The 21,385-nt window shown below is 36.5% G+C and carries 23 protein-coding genes; 3 read left to right on the top strand and 20 right to left on the bottom strand.

The genetic code is table 11. The features are described 5' to 3' along the window. Window positions 1-537 precede the first annotated feature (537 nt). A complete protein-coding gene (locus tag IKV95_RS05130) occupies window positions 538-1,611 on the bottom strand; it encodes a M42 family metallopeptidase (protein WP_069119316.1) in 1,074 nt (357 codons plus the stop codon). A gap of 62 nt (window positions 1,612-1,673) precedes the next feature. After that, complete coding sequence (locus IKV95_RS05125; RefSeq protein ID WP_029090607.1) at window positions 1,674-2,177, bottom strand: PTS sugar transporter subunit IIA; 504 nt, start codon at window positions 2,175-2,177, stop codon at window positions 1,674-1,676. 243 nt (window positions 2,178-2,420) lie between these two features. On the opposite strand from IKV95_RS05125, the gene IKV95_RS05120 reads away from it, so the two are divergent. Beyond that, entirely contained in the window at window positions 2,421-3,299 is an 879-nt protein-coding gene (locus IKV95_RS05120; RefSeq protein WP_081313376.1) for a mechanosensitive ion channel family protein, read from the top strand. A 32-nt stretch (window positions 3,300-3,331) separates the two neighbouring features. Here IKV95_RS05120 and IKV95_RS05115 read toward each other — a convergent pair whose 3' ends face one another. From IKV95_RS05115 to IKV95_RS05090, 6 genes are all read right to left on the bottom strand, one after another. Beyond that, entirely contained in the window at window positions 3,332-4,456 is a 1,125-nt protein-coding gene (locus IKV95_RS05115; protein WP_029090609.1) for an N-acetyldiaminopimelate deacetylase, read from the bottom strand. A gap of 24 nt (window positions 4,457-4,480) precedes the next feature. Then, a complete protein-coding gene (gene dapD / locus IKV95_RS05110) occupies window positions 4,481-5,191 on the bottom strand; it encodes a 2,3,4,5-tetrahydropyridine-2,6-dicarboxylate N-acetyltransferase (RefSeq protein WP_029090610.1) in 711 nt (236 codons plus the stop codon). A 45-nt stretch (window positions 5,192-5,236) separates the two neighbouring features. Continuing rightward, complete coding sequence (locus IKV95_RS05105; RefSeq protein ID WP_029090611.1) at window positions 5,237-6,127, bottom strand: transcriptional regulator CcpC; 891 nt, start codon at window positions 6,125-6,127, stop codon at window positions 5,237-5,239. 24 nt (window positions 6,128-6,151) lie between these two features. Then, on the bottom strand, window positions 6,152-6,595 hold the full coding sequence (gene cbpB / locus IKV95_RS05100; RefSeq protein WP_287451468.1) for a cyclic-di-AMP-binding protein CbpB: 444 nt from the start codon (window positions 6,593-6,595) through the stop codon (window positions 6,152-6,154). A 130-nt stretch (window positions 6,596-6,725) separates the two neighbouring features. Next, window positions 6,726-6,959, bottom strand: coding sequence for a YkuJ family protein (locus IKV95_RS05095; protein WP_029090613.1), 234 nt, complete (start codon window positions 6,957-6,959; stop codon window positions 6,726-6,728). Window positions 6,960-7,081: 122 nt separating this feature from the next. After that, window positions 7,082-7,309: a hypothetical protein gene (locus IKV95_RS05090; RefSeq protein WP_029090614.1), complete on the bottom strand. Its 228-nt coding sequence runs from the start codon at window positions 7,307-7,309 to the stop codon at window positions 7,082-7,084. Window positions 7,310-7,469: 160 nt separating this feature from the next. On the opposite strand from IKV95_RS05090, the gene IKV95_RS05085 reads away from it, so the two are divergent. Then, on the top strand, window positions 7,470-8,624 hold the full coding sequence (locus IKV95_RS05085) for an aminotransferase class I/II-fold pyridoxal phosphate-dependent enzyme (RefSeq protein WP_120487191.1): 1,155 nt from the start codon (window positions 7,470-7,472) through the stop codon (window positions 8,622-8,624). 113 nt (window positions 8,625-8,737) lie between these two features. On the opposite strand, the gene IKV95_RS05080 is transcribed toward IKV95_RS05085, so the two are convergent. The 11 genes from IKV95_RS05080 to IKV95_RS05030 all read right to left on the bottom strand — a co-directional run bounded on the left by IKV95_RS05080 (window position 8,738) and on the right by IKV95_RS05030 (window position 19,487). Then, window positions 8,738-9,184 carry a threonine/serine exporter family protein gene (locus IKV95_RS05080; RefSeq protein ID WP_036026744.1) on the bottom strand — a complete coding sequence of 149 codons (447 nt, stop codon included), beginning with the start codon at window positions 9,182-9,184 and terminating at the stop codon, window positions 8,738-8,740. Window positions 9,185-9,197: 13 nt separating this feature from the next. Then, on the bottom strand, window positions 9,198-9,953 hold the full coding sequence (locus IKV95_RS05075; RefSeq protein ID WP_227001998.1) for a threonine/serine exporter family protein: 756 nt from the start codon (window positions 9,951-9,953) through the stop codon (window positions 9,198-9,200). Between the two features lie 77 nt (window positions 9,954-10,030). Next, the gene (locus tag IKV95_RS05070; RefSeq protein WP_069119323.1) at window positions 10,031-10,900 is read right to left on the bottom strand and encodes an NAD(P)-dependent oxidoreductase; all 870 of its coding nucleotides are present in this window, start codon (window positions 10,898-10,900) and stop codon (window positions 10,031-10,033) included. 182 nt (window positions 10,901-11,082) lie between these two features. Then, a complete protein-coding gene (ptsP, locus tag IKV95_RS05065) occupies window positions 11,083-12,801 on the bottom strand; it encodes a phosphoenolpyruvate--protein phosphotransferase (RefSeq protein ID WP_029090619.1) in 1,719 nt (572 codons plus the stop codon). Further along, complete coding sequence (locus IKV95_RS05060) at window positions 12,801-13,067, bottom strand: phosphocarrier protein HPr (protein WP_029090620.1); 267 nt, start codon at window positions 13,065-13,067, stop codon at window positions 12,801-12,803. Before IKV95_RS05060 ends, ptsP begins: the two co-directional genes overlap by 1 nt. 476 nt (window positions 13,068-13,543) lie before the next feature. Beyond that, the gene (locus tag IKV95_RS05055) at window positions 13,544-14,236 is read right to left on the bottom strand and encodes an ABC transporter ATP-binding protein (protein WP_029090621.1); all 693 of its coding nucleotides are present in this window, start codon (window positions 14,234-14,236) and stop codon (window positions 13,544-13,546) included. After that, window positions 14,236-15,327 carry an ABC transporter permease gene (locus IKV95_RS05050; protein WP_029090622.1) on the bottom strand — a complete coding sequence of 364 codons (1,092 nt, stop codon included), beginning with the start codon at window positions 15,325-15,327 and terminating at the stop codon, window positions 14,236-14,238. The genes IKV95_RS05055 and IKV95_RS05050 overlap by 1 nt, the downstream gene beginning before the upstream one ends. A 138-nt stretch (window positions 15,328-15,465) precedes the next feature. Then, window positions 15,466-15,918, bottom strand: coding sequence for a VOC family protein (locus tag IKV95_RS05045; protein WP_287451467.1), 453 nt, complete (start codon window positions 15,916-15,918; stop codon window positions 15,466-15,468). Window positions 15,919-15,962: 44 nt separating this feature from the next. Then, the gene (locus IKV95_RS05040) at window positions 15,963-17,330 is read right to left on the bottom strand and encodes a sensor histidine kinase (protein WP_287451466.1); all 1,368 of its coding nucleotides are present in this window, start codon (window positions 17,328-17,330) and stop codon (window positions 15,963-15,965) included. Further along, a complete protein-coding gene (locus IKV95_RS05035) occupies window positions 17,327-17,998 on the bottom strand; it encodes a response regulator transcription factor (RefSeq protein ID WP_029090625.1) in 672 nt (223 codons plus the stop codon). The genes IKV95_RS05040 and IKV95_RS05035 overlap by 4 nt, the downstream gene beginning before the upstream one ends. A gap of 85 nt (window positions 17,999-18,083) precedes the next feature. Further along, a complete protein-coding gene (locus tag IKV95_RS05030; protein ID WP_029090626.1) occupies window positions 18,084-19,487 on the bottom strand; it encodes an MDR family MFS transporter in 1,404 nt (467 codons plus the stop codon). 167 nt (window positions 19,488-19,654) lie between these two features. Here IKV95_RS05030 and IKV95_RS05025 point away from each other — a divergent pair, with 167 nt between their 5' ends. Beyond that, window positions 19,655-20,242, top strand: coding sequence for a TetR/AcrR family transcriptional regulator (locus tag IKV95_RS05025; RefSeq protein WP_029090627.1), 588 nt, complete (start codon window positions 19,655-19,657; stop codon window positions 20,240-20,242). Between the two features lie 81 nt (window positions 20,243-20,323). On the opposite strand, the gene IKV95_RS05020 is transcribed toward IKV95_RS05025, so the two are convergent. Further along, window positions 20,324-21,385: aminotransferase class III-fold pyridoxal phosphate-dependent enzyme (locus IKV95_RS05020; RefSeq protein ID WP_287451465.1), on the bottom strand; the 1,062-nt coding region annotated here is incomplete at its 5' end.

The following is a 21,385-nucleotide window of genomic DNA, read 5'->3' as shown; positions in this document are numbered from 1 at the left end:
CCCAAGTTTTACCTAAAAAAATATATTCCAAGATGCCAAAATTCGTGAAGAAAAAAATTTCTCAAAAAAATTTCGTTGCCGGGTGGAGCACTTATGTATTATTAAGTCCTTTGGATGAAGTGAAATCTGGAGTATCCCAATTTCTACAAAAAAAGGCGTGCCTAGAATGATTGCTAACTCAGCTGGTTATATAGCTCAAGGAATTGTTTGGGCTGTCATATAATAGGATTGTAAAATGAAGGAGCGACCTCTATGGATCAGCTGAAATTAATTTTTACGATAATTTTATCTATTATAATTGCTGTGTTAAATTTTCATGCGAAGCAATATCTCACTTTTTCTATCATGTTAATTGTTGTCTTGTTACTTTTTACATTTTTTTCAAAAAGGGATTAAATAAACTACACAACTTTTAGATGTCAAAAATAAAATGCAAAAAAAAACGAACTTATCTAATTTTGATAAGCTCGTTTTTTATTTTTTAAAAATTAAACACAAAGATAAAACATTAGACCCGCAATTTAATTTTCGTGAGATTTATGCATTTTCTTTAATTGATGCGATTGTTGTTGCATCTAATTGTGGTAATAATTTCAAGAGCATTTCTTTAGCTGCTGCATAATCATCCACATGTAAAATTGATTGACTAGTATGAATGTAGCGTGATGGCAAACCAATTACTGCACTTGGAATTCCGCCTTCCATTTTATGAACAGTTCCAGCGTCTGTTCCGCCTGGCGATACAAAGTATTGATAAGGAATGTGATTATCCTTCGCTGTTTCTAACATAAAATCACGTAACCCTCGATGAGTAATCATCGTACGATCATAGATACGTAACAAGAATCCGCCGCCTAATTGACCAAATTGACTTTTATCGCCTGTTGTATCATTAGCTGGTGAAGCATCTAATGCGATGAACATTTCTGGTTTAATCATGCTTGCTGCTGCTTCAGCGCCTCTAAGACCAACTTCTTCTTGTACTGTCGCACCGATATATAATTCATGCGGTAATTTAATATTTTTCAACTCTTCTGCTGCTTCAATTGCTAAACCAACACCATAACGATTATCCCATGCTTTCGCTAAAATTTTCTTTGGGTTAGCCATAGGTGTGAATTCTGAAACTGGTGCGATTGGATAACCTGGTAAAATACCAAATGATTCCATAACTTCTTCAGCGCTGTCTGCACCAATATCAATCAATAAGTTAGCTGCTTTAACTGGTGCGTTACGTTCTGCTTCAGATAAAAGATGTGGTGGCACTGATGCAATAACACCGATTACAGGTCCATGGTCAGAAACGATTTGAACGCGTTGTGCTGACAACACATGTGGACTCCATCCACCTAACGTATCAAATTTAATCATGCCATTAGGTGTAATTTTAGTAACAATAAAACCAACTTCATCCATATGTCCGGCAACTAAAATACGTGGTGCTCCTGCATTTTCTTTTACGCCAAACAAGCCCCCTAAACCATCTTGTTCAAAACGATCAACATTCGGTGCCATCTGCTCTTTCATAAAAGCACGTACTGGTCGTTCAAATCCTGATGGTGCTGCCATTTCAGTCAAAGTTTTAAATAATTGCTGTGTGTTATTATTCATGTAAAATATCCCCCTAAAAAAAACGCAACAAATGAAAAAGCCATTCATTGCGTTTTAAATTATTATTTTGCTGTTGTTTCAAAAATAACTGTTTCACCAGCTGTTACATTACCTGGTTCAGTCCATACAAAGTCATATTCGTTATTGCTACTATTAGTAACAACAACTGGAATAACTGTTGAAGCTGCTTTTTCTTTAATTAATTCAAGATCAGCTTCGATGATTGGTTGACCAGCTTTAACGTGATCGCCTAATTTAACAAGTGTCTTAAAGCCTTCACCTTCCATTGCCACTGTTTCTAAACCAATGTGTACAAGAATTTCTTGTCCAAGTGCAGAGCGGATACCAAAAGCATGTTTGCTTTTTTCTGCAATTTGAATAATTTCGCCGTCTACTGGTGCTACAACGATACCGTTTGTTGGTTGAACACCAACACCTTCACCCATCATTTTTTGAGCAAATACTGGGTCTGGAACTTCTTCAATCTTAATTAATACACCTGTTACTGGTGATACAATTTTTTCATTTGTGATTGCTTTTTCTTTACCGAATAATTTTTTAAACATAATTTATATTTCCTCCTTAAATAGTTCTTTCTATCACATATATTATAGCATGACTTTCCACTATAATCGCTTATTTTAAACGGCACGCTCTCATTGTTGTCATAAAACAGTGAATTTTGTACAAAACTTATACAATTATTAGGCAAACGCTCTCACTTTTATAAAATTAGACTAATTTATGTATAACAAGTACAATTGTAATAGCTCTTAAAGAGTAAACAAGCTAATAAGGATGTGATTTTTTTGAGTGAGACTTTCTCAAATGAAGTAACAAATCAAATTACACGTTTCAATACCACTTTTAATAATATTGATTGGTCAAACATTATTGATACCATTATTAATGGTCTGCTATCCCTGATTTTCACAGTAATCATTTACTATATCGTACGCGCTATTGGGCAAAGGATTATTCGTAAAATTTTCGACAGTTATAGCAAGCGTGAAAATGTCAGCGAAAATCGTTCAAATACACTTTTAAGTCTAATTGAAAATGCTTTTCGTTATATCTTGATGTTTATCTTGAGCGTTAGTGTATTGAGTACATTTAACGTAGACGTACGTGCCATCATCGCTAGTGCGGGTATCGTCGGTTTAGCAGTGGCTTTTGGTGCCCAAGGCTTAGTAAGTGATGTTGTCACTGGTTTCTTTATTCTATTGGAACGTCAACTCGATGTGGGTGACAATATCACAGTTGGAGAAATTAAAGGGACTGTTGAGTTATTGGGGTTACGTACAACACAAATCAGAGATCTCAACGGGACAATTCATTTTATTCCCAATCGTGAAATTATGGTCGTAAGCAATCATTCTCGTGGGAATATGTTGGCGCTTGTGCGTATTCAAATTAACCCAAATGAAGATATTGATAAGGCTCTTGCTGCAATCGAGGAAACTACTCGTGAGTACACGAGAAATAATGCAAATATCGTCGATACACCTGTTGTGTCTGGTATTGTCGGTTATGAACAAGGTAACTTCGTTGTGACGATTTCAACTAATACAGTAAATGGATCACAATTTGTTGTTAGCAATGAACTTTATCAAAAAGTGTATCAAAACTTCCAAGCAAAAAAACTATTGATGCCTCTATCAATCGCACCAACAACAGAAACCAAATAAAAAAAAGAAAAGGCGAAAGCGCCTTTTCTTTTTTATTTGTCTAAACTTTTCAAGTAACTTGTAATCACACCCACTGCAAAAGGTAACGCCTCTTCAGTTGGTGACATTTTAGAATGATGCAATCCGTATGGCGTATCAATGCCTAACCAAAACATTAACCCAGGAATTTTATCTAACATATAACCAAAATCTTCTCCTGTCATTGCTTCACGACAAGGAACATAGGCCTCAGGAAATTGTTTTTCTAAATGATCGATAAATTCCTTGGTTACTTGTTCGTTATTGTAGACTTGCATATAGGCGGGACGCTCCAAACGCTCAATTTTACAATCATAGGCAATTGACATCCCCTCGATCAATTGAGCAATGCGTGCATTAACAATCGCCATTGTTTCTTTTGATAATGTTCGAATCGTTCCTTCTATCGCAGCTGTTTCTGAAATAATATTCATGGTGTTCCCAGCCGCAACTTTACCGATCGTAATAACTGCACTGTCTAGTGGGTCAATATTACGACTGATAATCGATTGCACTTGTGATACAAATTCACAAGCGGCAACTACCATGTCATTCGCTTTATGAGGATACGCCGCATGTCCACCTTTACCAGTGAAATTAACAAATAGCTCACTCGTATTGGCAAATAACAATCCTGGCTTCAAAGCGATTTTCCCTACTTCATATTCAGGAGCCACATGTAAGGCAAGTATTTGATCTGGCCACCATTCTTTCATCTCATCCGATGCCAACATTGGTTGAGCACCACCAGGGTTTTCTTCTGCTGGTTGAAAATAAAAAACAACATCGTTTTGAAGAGGGGCCGTTACGATATTTGTAATGACACCTAACGCGATTGTCATATGCATATCATGACCACAGGCATGCATTTTCCCCAGATGTTTAGAGGCATACGCTAACCCTGTTTCTTCAACGATTGGAAGTCCATCCATATCGGCACGGTAACCAATCGTTTTTTTTGAATCTGTTCCTGAAATACGTACAAGTAATCCCGTACGCCATTTTTTCACGACCATATTCGCTTGTGGCAGTTGTGAAAGATAATCCAATAAATACGCTTGTGTCTTAAATTCTTCATATCCCAATTCAGGAATTTGATGTAAATCACGGCGTATTTTTTGCAAGTCAGTTAAGTTCATCGACGTTCCTTCTTTCTTCAACGTTTACAGTTCGCGTAATGCCGACATAATTTCTGTTTTAGAACGTGTTTTATCATCAATTTTCTTAATTTCACGTGCTGGAATACCGGCAACCACTGTTCCTGGTTCTACATCTTTAATGACAACCGCTCCGGCTGCAACAACAGAACCTTTACCAATACGAACGCCTTCTAATACAGTACAATTAGCGCCAATTAATACATCATCTTCAACAATGACTGGTTGTGCTGATGGCGGCTCAATAACGCCTGCAAGAACAGTACCTGCACCGATATGACAGTTATCGCCAACTGTCGCACGACCTCCAAGAGTAACGTTCATATCAATCATAGTGTTTTTACCGATAACAGCACCGATATTAATCAATGCTCCCATCATGATGACAGCATTATCACCGATTTCAACTTGATCACGAATCATAACATCAGGCTCAATACGAGCATTGAATTTTTTCAAGTCTACTTCTGGAATTGCTGAATTACGACGGTCATTTTCTAAAACATAATCAGAGATATGAGCAGCGTTTTCTGTAAGGAATGGTTCTACAACATCCCATTCACCAAAAATAACACCTGAAGTTGATTGAACAAAGTCTTTAATAGAGTCAGGATAAGTTATTTTATCTAAATCACCTTTAAGGTAAACCTTTACCGGTGTTGATTTTTTGCTTTCTTGAATAAATTTAATAATTTCATTTGCATCCATTTGCTTCATAATGTCATTCTCCTTTTTTATCAATTTATTATAGTGTGCCATATTTTAGAATATTTGCAATAGTCCTTTTTCTTTATCCAAACGTTCAATTAATTGTACAAACGCCTGTACTTGTGGCAGTTGGAAACTTTTTTTATACCCTAACAACCACGTATTACGATGTAAACGTTCGCCATCTTCTTGAACCAACGGCATCACATTTAGTTGCGTATTTTTACCGATAATGAGTTCTGGTAAAATCGTGTACCCAATGCCACTTAATGCCATTTGTTTACAGGTTTCCAGCTGATCAACAACCAATGTTTTACTAGGTAAACGATGAAAATGTTGTTGCCAATAATCCATTATTCCTTGATCATAATCAGAATCTGTTTTGAAGCGAATAAAAGGACGATCCGATGCCAATGTTTCAGCTGTTGTCGTATTATATTTATCGACTAAGCAAAGGTTATCTGCAAACAAAAAGCGCTTTTCACCTGTCCAATCCGATTCTCCTCGAGTAATTGCTAGGTGTACTTCACCATCTGCAATTGCTTGCTGTGAACGGCGGCTCCCGCCGGAATCAAGCTCGATATTAACATGCGGGTATTGTGCGATAAACTCTTTAAAAACATGCGGCAGCCATCGTTGAGCAACAATTGTACCCGAATATATCTTCAACGTCCCTTGAACAACACCTTCCATTGCTAAAAGTTCATCAAGTACCTGTTCTTCTTCTTCCAATACAGAACGAGCAAACTCAATAATTTTTTCACCTTGTGGTGTTAGCAATAGCCCTTTTCGAGTACGAATAAACAACTGTTTCTCCCACCGTGCTTCAATCGATTGAAGCCTTTGTGAAAGTGCTGGTTGTGAAATATAAAGGCGTTCTGCGGTTTTCCTCATGTTCAACTCTTCCGCTAACATATCCAATATTCTAAATTCTGTAATACTCATTTTTTATCATCCTTTGTTCGCTTTTTACTGATCAACAGGCTGATGAATAGCTTTCGCTAAACGCTTAAGTGCAACCCTACGTGTTACAATACCGACAAATTCGTTATCATCATCAACCACACATAAGAAAGAGTGATCAATTAAATGTTTTAATAAAATTTCAAATGAAAAACCTACACGTAACACTGGATAATCACGGATAACTACATTATAAACTTTTACTTCTGGTAAATTTTCAAACAAAATACTTTCAACGCCCATTATATCATTCATAATACCAGCGTTATTAATCATACCAATATACTTGTTATCATAATCTAAAACAGGGATTAACGTATAACCCGTGTTTGTTAATACAAGCAATGCATGTTCAAGACTATTATCTTCAAAGACGTGTGCTACTTTGCTTGCTGGAATAACATAATCTTCCATTGCAAGTTCAAATTCTTCCTTTAATGAGTTATTCATTAATAAACGCCACCTTTAGTATTTGCTAAGAAGAGCTTACTACCATTTAACCACATTTCACAAAACTTCTAAAGCAATAAAAAAAACAAAGTAAACAGCTGTTCACTTTGTTTTTTTAAGTACTTATTGTTTACTGAGCATCTTGTAATAATTCAAAGATATCAATTGCTGCTAAATCAATGTTATCGAATTGATATTTTTGATCCTCTTCCAAAATAACAATTTCGAATGATTCAGTTGCTTGGTAATATTTAACTTCACAAATTGCTTTTCCTTCTCTTTCAAAACGACGTTGTTGTACTTCAACAGAATCGTCCTCTTTCATAGCGTTCAAACGTTGTATAATACCTGCTAATTGAGACAAGTAAAAAACCCCTCTCTTCTCATTGAAAAATTTGCTTTAAAAATCATCGCATGTATTATCTTATCAGATATTACACTTTTTTTCACTAATTAAAGATGGTTTTTTTTTACTTTATTTTATATTTAACTGTTGTTTTTGTTCACAATATTTGTTAGTAGGCGTTGTGTTTCACAAATAGCACAGGTTAACACTTTATTGCGATGATAACCAACAAATCGATATTTTTCTTGATTTACCTCTGCATAAATTTCTCCCCAAGAGTTCACTGGGCTAAAGCCGACAATTTGAAACAAAATTGGCGTCCCATTTATTTTCGTTTGGAAAAAACAGATTTGTTTATTGTTCGACATAACTCACAGCTCCTCTTCTAAATGATAATAATTATCATTATCACTTATAATACTAGAATTCGTTTTTTTTATCAAGCCATAATTTTTATCTTCATCTCTTTGATAGTTATGATAAAATATAAATTAATTACATAACACAATACAAAGGAGTTGTTTATGAATGGTTTTACCTTTAAATAGATTAGTTGATGACATTGAAATTTCTGGCATTCGCCAATTCAGCGAAAAAGTTGGAATAATACCTAACATTATCCCACTTACTTTAGGCGCTCCTGATTTTCCGACACCAGATCACATCAAAACAGCTGCTAAAGCTGCTATTGATAATAATATTACAAACTATACGCCAAATGCAGGCTTTTTATCTACACGCCAAGCGGCTGCTGCTTATTTCAAAAAGAAATACAGTCTTGATTATGACCCCTTATCTGAAGTGGTCATTACAGTTGGTGCAACTGAGGCAATTTCACTTGCACTGAGCACTGTTTTAAACCCCGGTGACGAGGTTTTAGTGCCAGACCCTCTCTATCCTGGTTATACTGCCCCGATACATCTTGCAGGGGCTGAGATGGTCGTTATGGACACGACGGTTACTGAATTCAAGGTAACACCTGCTATGTTAGATAATTATGTCACTGAGAAGACAAAGGTTTTAATTCTTGCTTATCCGTGTAACCCAACAGGTGTTACCTATACAAAAGAAGAAGCCATTGTTCTTGCAGCAAAAATCAAAGAATTAGGTATCTATCTGATTGCAGATGAAATCTATAGTGAGCTAACTTATGGTGAAGAACATTATTCGCTTGCTCGTGAGATTCGTGAACAAACAATCGTATTAAATGGGCTTTCTAAATCGCATGCGATGACCGGTTGGCGTATCGGTGTCTTAATGGCACCCGAATCGATCGTAAGACATGTCTTGAAGATACACCAAGTCACAACAACTTGTGCCACAAGTATTTCGCAAATTGCTGCAGAAGAAGCCTTCAGCAATGGTTTTAACGATTCACTGGAAATGCGTGAAGCTTATCGCCAAAGACGCGATTATGTTCAACCTCTTCTCGAGGAAATGGGCTTTGATGTTATCTCTCCTGACGGTGCTTTTTACTTCTTTATCAAACTACCTGAGTATGTGAAAGAAAACAGTTATGATTTTGCTGTAGCCTTTGCGGAACAGTATCAAGTCGCTATTATACCTGGTGACTCCTTTTCTCAAAAAGGGGATCGTTACCTCCGTATTTCTTACGCTGCTAGTATGGATCATTTAAAAATTGCTATGGAACGACTCAAACAAATGATGGCTAGTTATCATTAATTGCGAACCTTATCCGACAGTTAAAAATATTTACTTCCAATTTTTTTCAAACAAAAAAAGCACAAACTTTCTCAACAATAGAGGAAGTTTGTGCTTTTATTCATGTTTTTATGTTAACCCTCACGTCGGACTATGAAACGACGGATATTGTTATTAAACACTTCTGATAACATCAAACCAATTGCAATCGCTCCTGCTACCATACAAACATGTACGGTATTATTGATTGCAGATAAATAATCACCATTTACATATTCTCTTACGGCTGTCATTGCAATAAAACCGGGTACAAGTGGAACAATTCCTGGCATATTGAAAATAATCATCGGCATTTTCATATGTCGAGCCATTCGATCACTTGCAATGGCAACAGTAAAGGACGCCACTAATGTTGACATGATTTTCCCTGTTCCCATAAAAAGAAACGCTTCAAAAACAGTCCAACAAATAGCACCAATTATCCCACAGGCGATAAAGGCACGTTTAGGAATGTTCAACAAAACACCAAAGGTGGCCACTGAAACAAAACTCAACGCAATGTGTAAAATATAAGTTAACATCTCAATAACCTCCTTAGTTCAATAAAAAGCGATATGTAATAGCAATCCCTATTGCTATTGATGCTGCTGATAAAATCGCTTCGACACCACGACCCATTCCTGATATTAAGTGACCCGCTAGTAAATCCCGCACAGCATTTGCAATTGGCACACCAGGCACTAATGGCATCACTGCACCTGTTACAACAATATTCAATGTTGATACAATTGAATATTTAACTGCAAAAATCCCCATGGCGGCAATTGCCATTGAAGCAAGGACTTCAGCTAAAAATTTAATTTTTAATAATTCATCGTTATAGTAGAAAATCAAATAACCAATACCGCCAATAAACGCAGTCACAATAAAATCGGACCATACACCACCAAAAAGAAGCATTAAGGCGCCACTCACAATAAAAGCGGCAGTGAATTGAATCCATACAGGATAAAGATTATTCTCTGTATCCAATCGCACTAATTTTTTATAGGCTTCATCAAGAGAAATTTCTTTATTGACAATTTCACGAGAAATTTGATTGGCTTCGGTTACTTTTTTTAGGTTTAACGTTCGCTTGGTGACCTCTTGTAGTTTAATACCTTCATCTTCAATTGTCATAAAAATACCTGTTGGTGTCGCAAAACTATTGCCTACCTCCGCTCCATCATAACAAGCATTGGCAATACGTTTCATTGTATCTTCTACTCGATAGTTTTCAGCACCATTTTCCAACATGATTTTACCTGTTAATACACAGATATCAATCACTCGTCCAGCTTTAATGCTCAATCAAACTCCTCCTTCCCGATGATTCTCATCGTTAAGCTAATGCCTTAATGATAACAGACCGATTGACGATTGAACATCTATTTATTCATGAAATAATAGTGATAAAGTGCTTGCGTTCCTTTTTCACTTAATCCACTATTCTCTAAAACTTCATAAAGCCTTTTCGCCGTCTGTAAACCAGGTAATTCAAAGCCGTTTTGAGCGGCTTCGTTACTAGCAATGGTCATATCTTTCACAAAATGTTTAATAAAGAATCCGGGTTCAAAATCATCAGCTATAATACGCGGCCCAAGGTTTGATAATGTCCAACTACCTGCAGCACCTGTTTCAATCGATTCCAATACGGTTTTTTCATCTAATCCCATTTTTTTAGCGTAAACAAGTGCTTCTACAACACCAAGCATTGTTCCTGCCACTGCGATTTGATTTACCATTTTGGCATTTTGACCGTTTCCTGCGTCGCCTTGATAAACAATCGTTTTGCCCATTTTTTCAAATAGCGGCAACACTTGCTCAAATGCAGCGCGTTCGCCACCTACCATAATTGATAAGGTCCCATTTTGCGCACCGATGTCTCCACCAGAAACAGGTGCATCTAATACATGTTTACCTAAAACGCTTGCTTTTGCACTCAGTTCACGTGCTAATGTTGGAGAAGATGTTGTCATATCAATAAAAATAGTACCTGTAGATGCTGCCCCAAGAATACCATCTGTTCCTAAATAAAGCGTTTCTACATCTTTTGGGTATCCGACCATTGTAAAAACAATATCTGATTGTTGTGCTAACTCTTTGGCAGTTTCACAATATGTAGCACCCGCATCAAGAACCTTTTGTGCGCGTTCTGCTGTTCTTGTATATACTTTAACAGCTGTTCCTTTGGCTAACAGTTGCTTAATCATCCCTGTACCCATTACACCTGTACCAATAAATCCGACATTTGCCATTGCTATCGCTCCCTTGCCTTTTAGCTTATCTTACCATTTAGACAGCAATAAAAAAACAATCAGCTAATTTTATATTATAAATCACTTTAATTTTTGTCTATTTCATTACTCTTTTAACGACATCCTCTTTTTGAGACAAAAAAACTACCCGATATAATTATCGGGTAGTTTGGAAGTTCATCTTATTTAAGATATTCATCCATTGTTGCAATTACATCTTCTTGAGTTGCACAGTTAATTGCTTTTTCAGCTAACTCTGCCATTTCAGTTGAAGATAATTTAGCAATTAATGAACGGGTTTTCAAGACTGATGATGCACTCATAGAGAATTCATCTAAGCCTAAACCTAACAACAATGGTACTGCTGTTTGATCGCCCGCCATCTCGCCACACATACCTGCCCATTTACCTTCTTTGTGAGCTGCGTCAATAACGTTTTTCACAAGACGTAAAATTGCTGGGTTATATGGTTGGTAAAGATAAGAAATATCTTGGTTCATACGGTCAGCAGCCATTGAGTATTGAATCAAGTCGTTTGTTCCGATACTCATAAAGTCTACTTCTTTAGCGAATTGATCAGCAATAATTGCAGCTGCAGGAATCTCGATCATGATACCAACTTCGATATCGTTAGATACTTTAATGCCTTCAGAAACTAATTTTGCTTTCTCTTCTTCTAACATTGCTTTAGCTTTACGGAATTCGCCTAAAGTTGCAATCATTGGGAACATGATTTGTAAATGACCATAAACACTTGCGCGCAATAAAGCACGTAATTGAGTACGGAACATATCTTGTTCTTTGAAGCATAAACGAATTGCACGCACGCCTAAGAATGGGTTCATTTCTTCTGGTAATTTAAGGTATGATAAGTTTTTGTCCCCACCAATGTCCAAAGTACGGACAACAACAGGAGCGCCTTCTTTAACACCTTCAAGCACTGCTTTATAAGCATCAAATTGCTCATCTTCAGATGGGAAGTTATCGCGACCCATAAATAAGAATTCAGTACGATATAAACCAACGCCTTCAGCACCGTTAGAAATAACACCTTCCATGTCTCCAGGTGAACCAATGTTTGCAACTAAAAGAACTTCTTTTCCATCTTTAGAGACAGATTTTTCATTTTTTAGTTTTTCCCATTCAGCTTGTTGAGCTTCAAATGCAGCTTGCTTTTCTTGGTACTCAGCAATTTCTGCTTCTGTTGGATCAACAAGTACGTTCCCTTCAAGACCATCAACAATAATCATTGTACCGTTAGTTACTGATTCAGTAATAGAACCACTTCCTACGATTGCAGGAATTTCTAACGAACGCGCCATGATTGCTGAGTGAGAAGTACGTCCACCAATGTCAGTTACAAAACCTTTAACAAATTTACGATTCAATTGTGCTGTATCTGAAGGTGTTAAATCTTCAGAAACGACAACAACTTCACTATCGATCATTGTTGGTGATGGCAACTCAACATTTAATAAGTGCGACATAATACGTTTACGAACGTCACGAATATCAGCAGCACGCTCACGCATGTACTCATTATCCATCGATTCAAAAATTGTAATAAACGTATCAGTTGCATCTTGAAGAGCAGCTTCTGCATTGATGTTATTTTTAATATGTTCTTCGATTTGACCTGTCACTTCTGGATCTTGAGCAACAAGTAAATGTGCATCAAAGATGGCAGCTTTGTCTTCACCTAAGTCTGTTTTAGCTTTATCGCGAATTGCTTCCAATTCAGAGATAGAAACAGTAACAGCCGCTTCAAAGCGTTTAATTTCGCTATCAACGTCAGTAATGTTCTTTTTCTCAAACGATAAATCAGGTTCTACAAGCAAATAGGCTGGTCCAACAGCAATACCGTCTGATGCTGCTATTCCGGTAAGTGTTTTTTTAGCCATTATTCTGCCAATCCTTCTTTCTTAAGTGTTTCAGTTAATCCAGCGATTGCTTCTTTTTCGTCAGCACCCTCTGCAGAGATTGTAATTTCAGCGCCTTTACCAATACCTAAAGACATAACACCCATGATTGATTTTAAGTTAACATCTTTGCCGTTGTAACCTAATTGAACATCTGAAGCAAACTTGCTTGCTGATTGTACCAATAAAGTTGCTGGGCGTGCGTGAATACCTGTTTCGTCGATAACAGTGAATGTTTGTTTTTCCATAATTAAAAATCTCCTTTATATATACAGTTGTGACGATTACATATTTTGCATAAGAACGGTTTCATTACTATTTTCATAAATACCTATCTTTAACAAAAAAATATAATCTATCCATACAAAGATTAACATTTTTAGCATTAATTCTCAACTATTTTCAAGCCTTTGTTGCTTTTTTTTTGTGAATTTTGAACATTTAATGGTTATATGGCGTGTATTTGCTCATTTCTTGTACTTTTAAAGAACAATTATTTAGTTATGAAAAAATTTCTCTGATGCATCATTTATTTACAAGTTATTTTCATAAAGCAAGAGGTTTTGAAAAAGATTCATTAATATCTCTTTTCGTTAATAAAAAAACACCAGTTAAATTTTATTTTCAATGATAATTAAAAAGATTTTCAGTCACAATTCAAAGCGAAAAGTGACTGAATTATCGTATTTTAACTATACCAATTTTAGAGACTTCACATCCACAATTAAGATGGGTTCTTTTTATGCCCTGTTTCACTTGTTATTGTTCCATTCTCAATGCGTAATACACGATCAACTAATGCCAACACTCGTTCATCATGTGTCACCATAATCGCAGCTTTATTATGTTCATGTACTTCTTTCGCCAACATTTCAACAACTTGATAGCCACGCTCCGCATCTAAACTAGCCGTTGGTTCATCCGCTAGTATTAAATCTGGATTGTTCATTAAGGCACGTCCGATAGCCACGCGTTGTTTTTCACCACCCGAAAGTTGTTGTGGGTATTGTTTCAAACGATGTGCTAATCCTAAACTGCTCAACAACTCGTGTGAATCAACACTGCTTTTACTGCCAGCTAGTTGAGGTATCAGTTTCAATTGGTCTTCTACGGTTAAATAAGGAATTAAATTAGCACCTTGAAAAATAAAACCAATTTTTTCTAAGCGTAACTTTGTCCATGCTTTTTTTGATAGCCCTTCAATTGCGACACCACCAATCTCAACTTCACCGCTTGTAGGTGATAAGAGTGCGCCTGCAATTGATAAGAATGTACTCTTACCTGATCCCGATGGTCCAACGATTGCAACAAATTCACCCGCGTTTACTTGCATTGAAACATTTTCCAACACATTAATGGTTTCTTTTCCATCTTGATACGTTTTTGACACATTGGTCATTTTAAATTTAACACTCATTAATTACTACCTCCTATAGCTTCGATTGGATCAACTTTGAAGACACGATAGAGTGATAACAATGAACCCAAGACAGATACAACAATAAATATTGCAGAAATGCCGGTAATCATCATTGGTGTCATCGCAAATGGCATGCCAGCTGGGAGTATGCTTGCTACACCTAGAGTTAAAAGAATGCTAATAACAATACTAATGATTGCCAAAACTAAAATTTGACTTAACAAACTACGTGAAAGATACGCATTTGTTGCACCTAGTGCTTTCAAAACACCAAATTGACTCATCTTTTGAATTGTTATGACATAGAAAAATGCTGCTAACACAAAAGTTGCAATCACAATTAAGAAAACAATCATCATCGTCAACGAGCCTTGTTCTGCCGAATAACCAGGGATATTTTCAACAATATCTTTCTGTGTCACAATAGTGAGACCTTTAAAGTTGCCTTTTTCAGCTTCTTTATCCGTAATGTTTAAAACGATGGCACTGTATTTACCAATTGTATGCTTCGTTTTAGGTATCATTTCGTCAAATGCTGAACCATTCATATAAACAACAGGTGTATGACTGTAAGCTTGTCCAGTTGTGAAACCTTTAATAGTATAGACAACGCCAGAGCGCTCATCTGTAAAACGGCTACCCAATTTAAAATTGTCAGCTTTCATTTTGTCATCCACGACTACTTCATTACCTGTTAAATCTTTTAAGGCTGTACCTTCAGTTACGACCGGAGCCATGAATTGTTTTTTATCAATACCAAAGTACGTAACGTCTGTTTTTTGCTTGCTGTTCTTCGGTACTATTGTTGCCGTATTAACTTGTAACGGCGTTGCCTTTTCACCGTATTCTGCTTTTACTTCTTCTAATTGTTTATCTGTAATAGCTGAACGTGCTAAACGATTTTCTGTTTCATCTTGCACAACAAAATGCGTGGCTGAATCCTGTTCAATCGCTGAAGCATTTTCTTTTGCTAAACCATTGGCTAAACCTGATACAAATAAGACTAACCAAACAATCAATGTCATAATAAAAATCACTAATACATAACGTAATTTCGAATGTTTTAATTCTTTTAATGCTAAAAACATTTGTCTCACTCCTTTTTATCTTATCTACTTCTTAAGTATAGGAGTGGATTATGAACTGAATATGAACTTTAGCATAAAAAAACAGGCCAACATAAAATGTTAACCTGTCTGTTGTAAGACACAAACAATTCGAGCCTGTTACTTCTGCTTAATTTTTGAATAAGGTTGTGAATGTAACATCCACTGAATACCATATTTATCAGTAAATTGGCCCATCTTACCGCCCCAAAATTGTTCGGCATAAGGCATTTCTAATTTAACCGTATTTGAAGCTAACACTTTGTCATAAAAATCATCTGCTGCTTTAGCAGCAATTTCATCTTCACTATTAATATCCAACAACAGTGAGATGTTATTGCCCTCTACAAGACTTTTCCCAAATGTATCTGAACAAAATAAATCCGCACCTAAAACACTAAACGTACCATGAATCGTTGAGTCTTCTAAATTAGGAACTGGTGTATCAAAGGCCGCTTCTTGATCTGGTGTCATTTGCATCCGTGCAATGTTAGTCGCACCAAAAACTTCTTCATAGTAGGTTAATGCTTCTTTTGCGTTTTCAAACATTAAATAAGGATAAATTTTTGCCATCATTAACGCCTTCTTTCTTTTTTTATTATTATACTCTTTTCCCGTTATTTATGCTTGGGTAACATAACTGTGAAAATTGTTTCTTCATCATTCGATTCCACTTGAATTGTCCCTCGATGGCGCTTAACAATTTCAGCGGAAATTGCCAATCCTAAACCGCTACTCTCTTCTGTACGTTCACGCATTTTATCTGCTTGATAAAAACGTTCAAATATATGCGCAAGGTCGTCAGCCGGTATTTTATCACCTGTATTTGAAATACTTACGAATAGAAAATCATTGTCGTGACTCATTTTAATATTTATTTCACCATCTATCGGTGTGTAGTTAATGGCATTACCGATGATATTTTGCCACACTTGATAAAGCAAAGGCCCATTTGCCAATACAAGCGCAGGTACTGTTTCCATTTGAATAAAAATATTTTTGGCCCGCCAACGCCATTCTGTCGATGCTGTAAATTGTTGAATCTGCTCAGAGACCCGAACTTCTTCAGGCGTTAACAATTCATCCGTTTGATCTAAATAGGATAACAGTAACAACTGATTGGTCAATCCAGATAAACGGTTCGTTTCATTTGTAATAATTCGTAAATATTTTTCGCGTTCTGCTTTACTTAGCTCTTGATTTTGAATAATTCTAGCAAAACCTTGTATTGCGGTTAACGGTGTTTGTAATTCATGTGAGACATTTGCCACAAACTCTTGCCGTTTTTGTTCAGCCAACGACAATTCTGTGGTCATTTCTTCAAAAGAACGGGCTAATTGTCCAATCTCATCTTGGCGTTTTGTCGGCAATGTAATGGTTGTTTCGCCTTTTGAAAAAGCTTTGGTAGCTTTTGTTAGCATCCGGACAGGTTTTACAATAAAACGGGTCATAATGAATACAGCAATCACACTAATAATACCTGTGAATACTGCGATCATCGCAATGAAAATACGCAATTCTCCAAATTGATCCTCTTGGCTTGGACGAATAAACAGCGCATAACCTTCCACCTCGACACCCACAGTGTTCCTAACATCGTTATCAAAAAAGCCTGTAATAAACCAGCCTGTATTAAAGTTTAAGATACCATGATAGGGTTCGCCTGCTAAGACGTCATCAATGACTTTCTGGTCTATTGCCGTTTTTCTAAAGGCCTCACCAAAATATTTTTTATCGCCTGCTTGATTTACTTTTAATACCTCATAACCGAGCTCGCCTATATGCTCAAGGTAATTTTCTATTTTGACCTCATCATTCGTCAAATAATACTGTTTAATTTCTTTCGCTACCTTCATTATTTTTTCATCATTAACTGGCTTCAACTTCACCTGATAGTATAAATTAGCACCTAAAAAGCCAAGTAAACTGCTCAACACCATGACAATTAATGTGATGTAAACGATTCGTAAATAAAGTGTTTTCATGCCATTACCTCCAGCGTATAACCGACACCGCGGACTGTTTTAATGACCACATTACTACCGTCACCTAGATGTTCGCGGAGACGTTTAATATGAACGTCAACCGTTCGATCATTCCCTTCGTAGTCAGCACCCCAAATACGAGTAATTAAATCCTCGCGTGTGAAAATCCGCTCTGGTTGACTCGCTAGCTCGTAGATTAGTTCAAATTCTTTTAAAGGTAAAAAGATATCTTTTGTTCCTTTACTCACTTTGTATGTCTTTCGATCAATTACTAGTTGTCCAACCGTTAATAGTGTTTTATTAGACACATCATAACGGCGAAATAACGCTTGGATCCGAAACTGTAGTTCTTCTGGTGCAAATGGTTTTGTCATATAGTCATCGATACCTGCATTAAAACCTTTCGCCTTATCAGCCAATTCCCCTTTTGCTGTTAACATAATAATAGGAATATCATTATCTACTCGGATTGCTTCGGCAACTTCATAACCATCTATGTATGGCATCATCACATCGAGTATCGCTAAATCGATTTGTTGTTGTTGTACGATGCGTAATGCCGCTTCGCCATCAGCAGCTTCACATATATGATACCCTTCAGCAATGAGAGGGTACTTCACCAACTCACGAATATTTTTATCATCATCTGCAATTAAAATCGTTTTCACACAAACACCTCCTGTATAGCACTACCATTACTTTACCATGAAAACAATAAAAAACCCCAGTTCAATTACAACTGGGGTCGGATTACTATTTTTTGGGTACTTTGATAAAGAGTGAGCCAATGAATCCAGCAGCAGCAATTACTGCTAACCATGTAAAGGCATGTTGCACTCCCATTGCTAATAACACTGAGCTATCCGCACCTGGATTTTTTGCAGCAAATGTATTTTGTCCACTCGACATTAACAGAATAGCTAACGTTGTTCCTACAGCGCCTGCTATTTGTTGTAAAGTGCTCATTACAGCTGAGCCATCAGGATATAGTTTTGGTGGCAATTGATTCAAACCATAAGTTTGTGAAGGCATAAACATAAATGTAATACCGATAAAAACAATGGAATGGCATAAAATAATCAATGCTATTGCCGTATTTTCTGTGATGTGTGAAAGTGAGAATAAACCAATTGCTGCTAATAAAAAACCAATTGGGATAAACGGACGCGGTCCTACTCGATCAAATAATTGTCCGATAACGGGAGATAATGCTGCATTTAAGAATCCACCTGGTAGCAAAATTAATCCTGCAATTGCTGAAGAAACAAGTAAACTTCCTTTTAAATACAATGGTAATAGAATAGCTGCCGCTAATATAATCATCATCGCAATAATCATAAAGAGTAAACTTAATGTAAACATTGGGTATTTGAATACACCCATTCTTAACATTGGTTGTTCTAATCTAGTTTGACGCCACACAAAAAGAATAAGTGCCAAAAGACCGACTGCCAATGAAATCAATACAGTGTTATCCGTCATTGACGCATCCCCTGCAGTGCTAAACCCATACACAATCCCACCAAAACCGATTGTTGATAACAGCACCGATAAAATATCGATTTTCGGTTTCGTGATTGTAGAAACATCTTTAATTACTTTTATACCTAGAATGAAGTTAATGACCAATAATAACGCACTGACATAAAAAATATAATTCCATCCTAAACTATCAACAATTAAACCAGAAATAGTGGGCGCAATCGCTGGAGCAGATACAATTACTAACCCCATTACTCCCATTACAGCCCCGCGTTTATGAACGGGATAAATCACTAATAAAACATTAATTAATAATGGCAATACAAGGCCTGTCCCAATCGCTTGAATAATACGGCCAATTAATAACATTTCAAAGTTTGTGGCAAATGCCGCAACAACTGTCCCTGTAATAGAAAAAAACATTGAAATAATAAATAGTTTTCGTGTTGCAAACCACTTAATTAAAAGTGCAGAGACTGGAACTAAAATACCTAAAACTAATAAGTAAGCCGTTGTTAACCATTGAACTGTGGCTGCTGATATTGAAAATTCTATCATTAAATTGGAAAAGGCCATATTCAAAGCCGTTTCACCAAACAGACCCACAAAGGCAGCCAACATTAGCGCGAAAGCCATTAGGTTTGGATTAAACGTTGTTTTTTCGTTCGTATACATAATAAAATTCCTCTTTTCTTCTCGAATAGACCAATCGGTCTAATTTTTAGTATAAAATATTTTTTAATAATTGTCAAACAGCAAAAATAGAACAATAATTGACTTTATCAGTGCCTTTGACTATTCTAAACAAGAGATGTTATACATAATAAATGGAGGCTTAGCTAATGAGTCAAACAAAACAGCAAACAAAACAACGAATCTTACAAACTGCCATGCGCCTTTTTCACACACAAGGTTATCATGCGACCGGAGTTTCCCAGATTCTTAAAGAGAGTGTTTCACCAAAGGGATCGCTCTACTATCATTTCCCTGGTGGGAAGGAACAGCTTGCGATTGAAGCAATTGAACAATCTACGGTTATCATTGCAACGGCAATGAAATCAGACTTAGACTTTTATGATGATATCTATACAGCTTTCTCCCATCATTTAACGAGTATCGCCACTAAGTTTGAAGATTTTGGTAAAACCGATGATTTTTCAACAATCCCATTCGGGCTAATTGCGAGTGAAACTGCCTTAGTAAATGAAAACATTCGTAAATCTTGTGAAAAAACATATGCCACCCTTGAAGCAATTTATGAACAACGGTTATTAGCAGCTGGCTATACCTCAGAAGAAGCCTTAATATTAAGTTCTACTTTTAATATCTTGGTTGAAGGTGCTGTTGCCTTGTGCGTGACTTCCAAATCAAACGCTCCTCTTCTCAATGTGAAAAAAGTAATTCCACTCTTATTAAAAAGAGCAAAATAACTGCCGTGTCTGCCATAGATACGGTTGTTATTTTGCTCTTTTTTATTGTTTATAATTTTAATTATTGAATTGACCTACGCCTTAAAGATGAGCAGGATAGCCCTCGTTCATCTTGGGGAACTGTTCTTCAAAACGCACTAATGCATTTTCAAATAGATCCATCGCAGCATTTATTTCAACTGCTGTAATTGTTAGTGGGGGTGTCACTAATACATGCGATTCATGTGCAAACGTATAAAAACCCTCATCTAAAAGCAGTTGACTAAAGGCCCTCATATAACCTTGTTTATCATTCCCCTGAGCGGTGCCATATTCAATCAAAGGCTCCTTTGTTTGCTTGTTTTTTACTAATTCAACAGCACCAAACAACCCCTTATTTCGAACATCACCAACATATTTATAGACGCGTAACTTTTCAAGTCGTTCATTCATTACGATTTCCATTTGTTTAACATGCTTTATTAAATCCATATCTTCATAACTTTCAATCGCAACATTTCCAATTTCACAAACAAGTGTATGTCCACTATAAGTTGCTCCCGATAAAAAGACATTGTCATCATAATAAGTTGACAATTCTTTGCTCAAAATTACACCTCCTAATGGTAAATAACCACCGGTCACTCCTTTTGCAAAAGTAATCATATCAGGCTGGACATCATAATGATCACAAGCAAACCATTCACCACTTCGCCCAAATCCAGACATTACCTCATCACAAATCATCATAATATTATAACGCCGACAGAGTTTTTCAATCCCTTTAATATAACCATCAGGCGGTAATAAAACACCGTTACTTCCAGGGATTGTTTCAATCACAAGTGCAGCAATTGTATCTGGGCCTTCAGAAGTAATTTGGCGTTCCAAACGGGTAAGATATTGTGCACTTAATGCTTTTTCATCTTCAAAATTTTGGTATTCACGGTATAAATAAGGCATATCAAATTTAACAAATCCTGGTGGACTAGGTTCAGAACCTAGCCGCCTTGATTCACCGGTTAAGTTCCCTGCACCCAGTGTGCTTCCATGGTATGAACGATAGCGAGAAAATATTTTATAACCTCCAGTAATTGCTTTAGCCATTTTTAATGCTTGCTCATTCGCTTCTGCACCAGCAGTTGTAAAATATACTTTTGCCAT

Source organism: Brochothrix sp. (assembly GCF_017549435.1).
Lineage (GTDB): Bacteria > Bacillota > Bacilli > Lactobacillales > Listeriaceae > Brochothrix > Brochothrix thermosphacta.
Note: the sequence above shows the minus strand (reverse complement) of the source record. Positions and strands in the feature narration are given on the sequence as shown.